Source organism: Chamaesiphon sp. GL140_3_metabinner_50 (genome assembly GCF_025361915.1).
Classification (GTDB): Bacteria; Cyanobacteriota; Cyanobacteriia; order Cyanobacteriales; family Chamaesiphonaceae; genus Chamaesiphon.
In genome coordinates, this window is record NZ_JANYJC010000178.1 from 1 (window position 1) to 2,268 (window position 2,268).

The 2,268-nt window shown below is 46.5% G+C and carries 3 protein-coding genes and 1 pseudogene; 2 read left to right on the plus strand and 2 right to left on the minus strand.

Annotated features, from left to right (window positions below):
- Together Q0R35_RS08935 and Q0R35_RS08940 are read left to right on the plus strand one after the other, a co-directional pair.
- Positions 1–299: pseudogene (locus tag Q0R35_RS08935) on the plus strand (phycocyanin subunit alpha); the annotation flags it as partial.
- A gap of 182 nt (positions 300–481) precedes the next feature.
- Positions 482–1,297, plus strand: a complete 816-nt coding sequence (locus tag Q0R35_RS08940) for a HEAT repeat domain-containing protein (RefSeq protein WP_295616384.1) — start codon at positions 482–484, stop codon at positions 1,295–1,297.
- A gap of 77 nt (positions 1,298–1,374) precedes the next feature.
- Here Q0R35_RS08940 and Q0R35_RS08945 read toward each other — a convergent pair whose 3' ends face one another.
- Both Q0R35_RS08945 and def read right to left on the minus strand, forming a co-directional pair.
- Positions 1,375–1,563 (minus strand): hypothetical protein, encoded by a 189-nt coding sequence (locus tag Q0R35_RS08945; protein ID WP_295616388.1) that lies wholly within the window; start codon positions 1,561–1,563, stop codon positions 1,375–1,377.
- Positions 1,564–1,572: 9 nt separating this feature from the next.
- On the minus strand, positions 1,573–2,145 hold the full coding sequence (def, locus tag Q0R35_RS08950) for a peptide deformylase (protein WP_295616391.1): 573 nt from the start codon (positions 2,143–2,145) through the stop codon (positions 1,573–1,575).
- Positions 2,146–2,268: the final 123 nt, after the last annotated feature.

The following is a 2,268-nucleotide window of genomic DNA, read 5'->3' on the forward strand; positions in this document are numbered from 1 at the left end:
CCTACACCACTACCATGCAAGGCCCTAACTTTGCAGCTACCTCTATTGGTAAAGCTAAGTGTGTACGTGACATCGGTTATTACCTCCGCATGGTGACTTATTGCCTAGTTGTCGGTGGAACTGGCCCAATGGATGACTACCTCTTAGGTGGTTTGGCAGAAATCAACAAGACTTTCGACTTATCCCCAAGCTGGTACATCGAAGCTCTCAAGTACATCAAATCTAACCACGGTTTGTCTGGCGATGCGGCTGTTGAAGCTAATTCTTACCTCGATTATGCCATCAATGCATTAAGCTAGAACCTCCGGTTCGATACCCGAAGTTATCTCCATCCGTTAGCAATTGCGTTGACCGATGAGGAAATAACTTCGGGAATTTTTTTGGCGATTTGTCACGGTAAAATAAAAAAAGCGATATTGTCTGGCTATTGTGCCCTATTCCCTATTCCCTATTCCCTATTCCCTACGTTCGAGGAACGAAGATGAACGATGAATCGCAAATTGAAGCTGGCGAACCACTAACGATCGCACAGGCACTCGAAAATCTGAACGGGGAAGACTTAGGATCGCGTGCGTATGCATCCTGGTGGCTGGGTAAATTTCGAGTTAAAGAGCCAGCAGCGATAATCGGCTTAATTGCAGCTTTAAATGATGAAGCAGATCGGACTCCCGAAGGCGGTTATCCGCTGCGACGCAGTGCGGCAAGAGCATTGGGGAAATTAGAAGATCTGCAAGCTGTTCCGGCTTTAATCGAGTGTTTGAATTGCACAGATTTTTACGTGCGCGAGGCGGTGGCGCAATCGCTAGAAATGTTGGGAGATGTGCGCTGTATTCCGTTTTTAATCGAGCTGCTAGCACCCGCGATTTGCGATGGTAAATTATTACCAAATGGTGAAGATTTTTCGCAACCTTACGATGCAATTTTAGAAGCATTGGGTACATTGGGTGCGACAACTGCCGTGTCGTCAATTCAACCATTTCTCGAACATCCAATTCCCAGAGTGCGCGCTGCTGGCTTACGAGCGATGTACCAGCTCACTCAGGATGCCGTGTATGGCGATCGATTGGTGCAAGCTTTAGCAAACAGCGATTTACAAGTTAGACGGGCATTACTGTCCGATTTAGGCGCGATCGGGTATCTCCCCGCCGCCGTGCCGATTTCTCAAGCTCATGCCGAAAATAGTCTCAAATTAATTGCCCTTAAAGGCTTATTAGAAACCCAAATTATGCTCTCACCATTCGATCGATTATCCGATGGTGCGATCGAGGTCATGCAATTAATGGATGAATTGTTATAAACGCACTCCCCAAAGTTCAAGGTAGGGATAATTCATGAGTTATCCCTACCTTGAATTTTGAGAGTGGTTCGCGTTACCTAACGAGAATTTTTGACAGCAGTTAGAAATAAGAACACCGTCAGGGGAATAGATGCAGCTAAAACGCTGCCAGTGACAGCCGTACCCCATTCCGGGGCACCAGAGGTAAGTTCAAATACCGAACCGACTGCGGCAATTGCCGAAATTGAAGCACCAAGTAAGCAGATACCAGTTAGAGGGGTGTACATGAACTGAGATTATGCTCCTGGATTGAGATGTTGGACGTGTTGCAGTGAGAAACCTTTACTCTTGAGTTCTTCAGTTAGAGCGAGTTCGTTTTCTACTCGATCAACAAATAAGACCCCATTGAGATGATCCATTTCGTGTTGGATAACACGGGCTAGTAAGCCATCGGCTTTGAGCGTACGCGGACGACCGGATTCATCGCGATATGCCACCTCGATCGTTTCTGGACGTTCGACATCCAAATATACTCCCGGAATACTCAAGCAGCCTTCTTGGTCTTTACAGAGGGCTTTGCCGTACTTTTTAATGGCTGGATTGATCAGTATTAGGGGCAGAGCTTCTGGTTTGTCTAGTTCGCAGTCGATGACGAGCAATTGCTTGTGAATGCCCACTTGCGGTGCGGCTAAACCAATACCATCGGCACTGTACATTGTTTGGAGCATCGCCACGATCGTCCGGCGGATTTCTTCATCCACGCTGGCAATCCGTTTGGCAGGCTGACGTAAGACCCGATCGCCTAGATAATGGATATCTAATGGCGGTTTGGCTAATTTTTTCTTTTCAACGAGGATCGATGTTGGCATGAACGAATCGTTAAGCGCGATATCTAGGTGTTGACGCTTTGTCTATTTTAACAGGTTTTAGGTTTTAGGTTTTAGGTTTTAGGCATTAGGTTTTAGGGCATAGTGGATGGATTTTGGAATAAC

What these genes read in the sequence shown, in the direction of transcription:
- Q0R35_RS08945 (WP_295616388.1), bottom strand. Translation starts at nt 1,563, where the DNA reads ATGTACACCCCTCTAACTGGTATCTGCTTACTTGGTGCTTCAATTTCG.
- Q0R35_RS08940 (WP_295616384.1), top strand. Translation starts at nt 482, where the DNA reads ATGAACGATGAATCGCAAATTGAAGCTGGCGAACCACTAACGATCGCA.
- def (WP_295616391.1), bottom strand. Translation starts at nt 2,145, where the DNA reads ATGCCAACATCGATCCTCGTTGAAAAGAAAAAATTAGCCAAACCGCCA.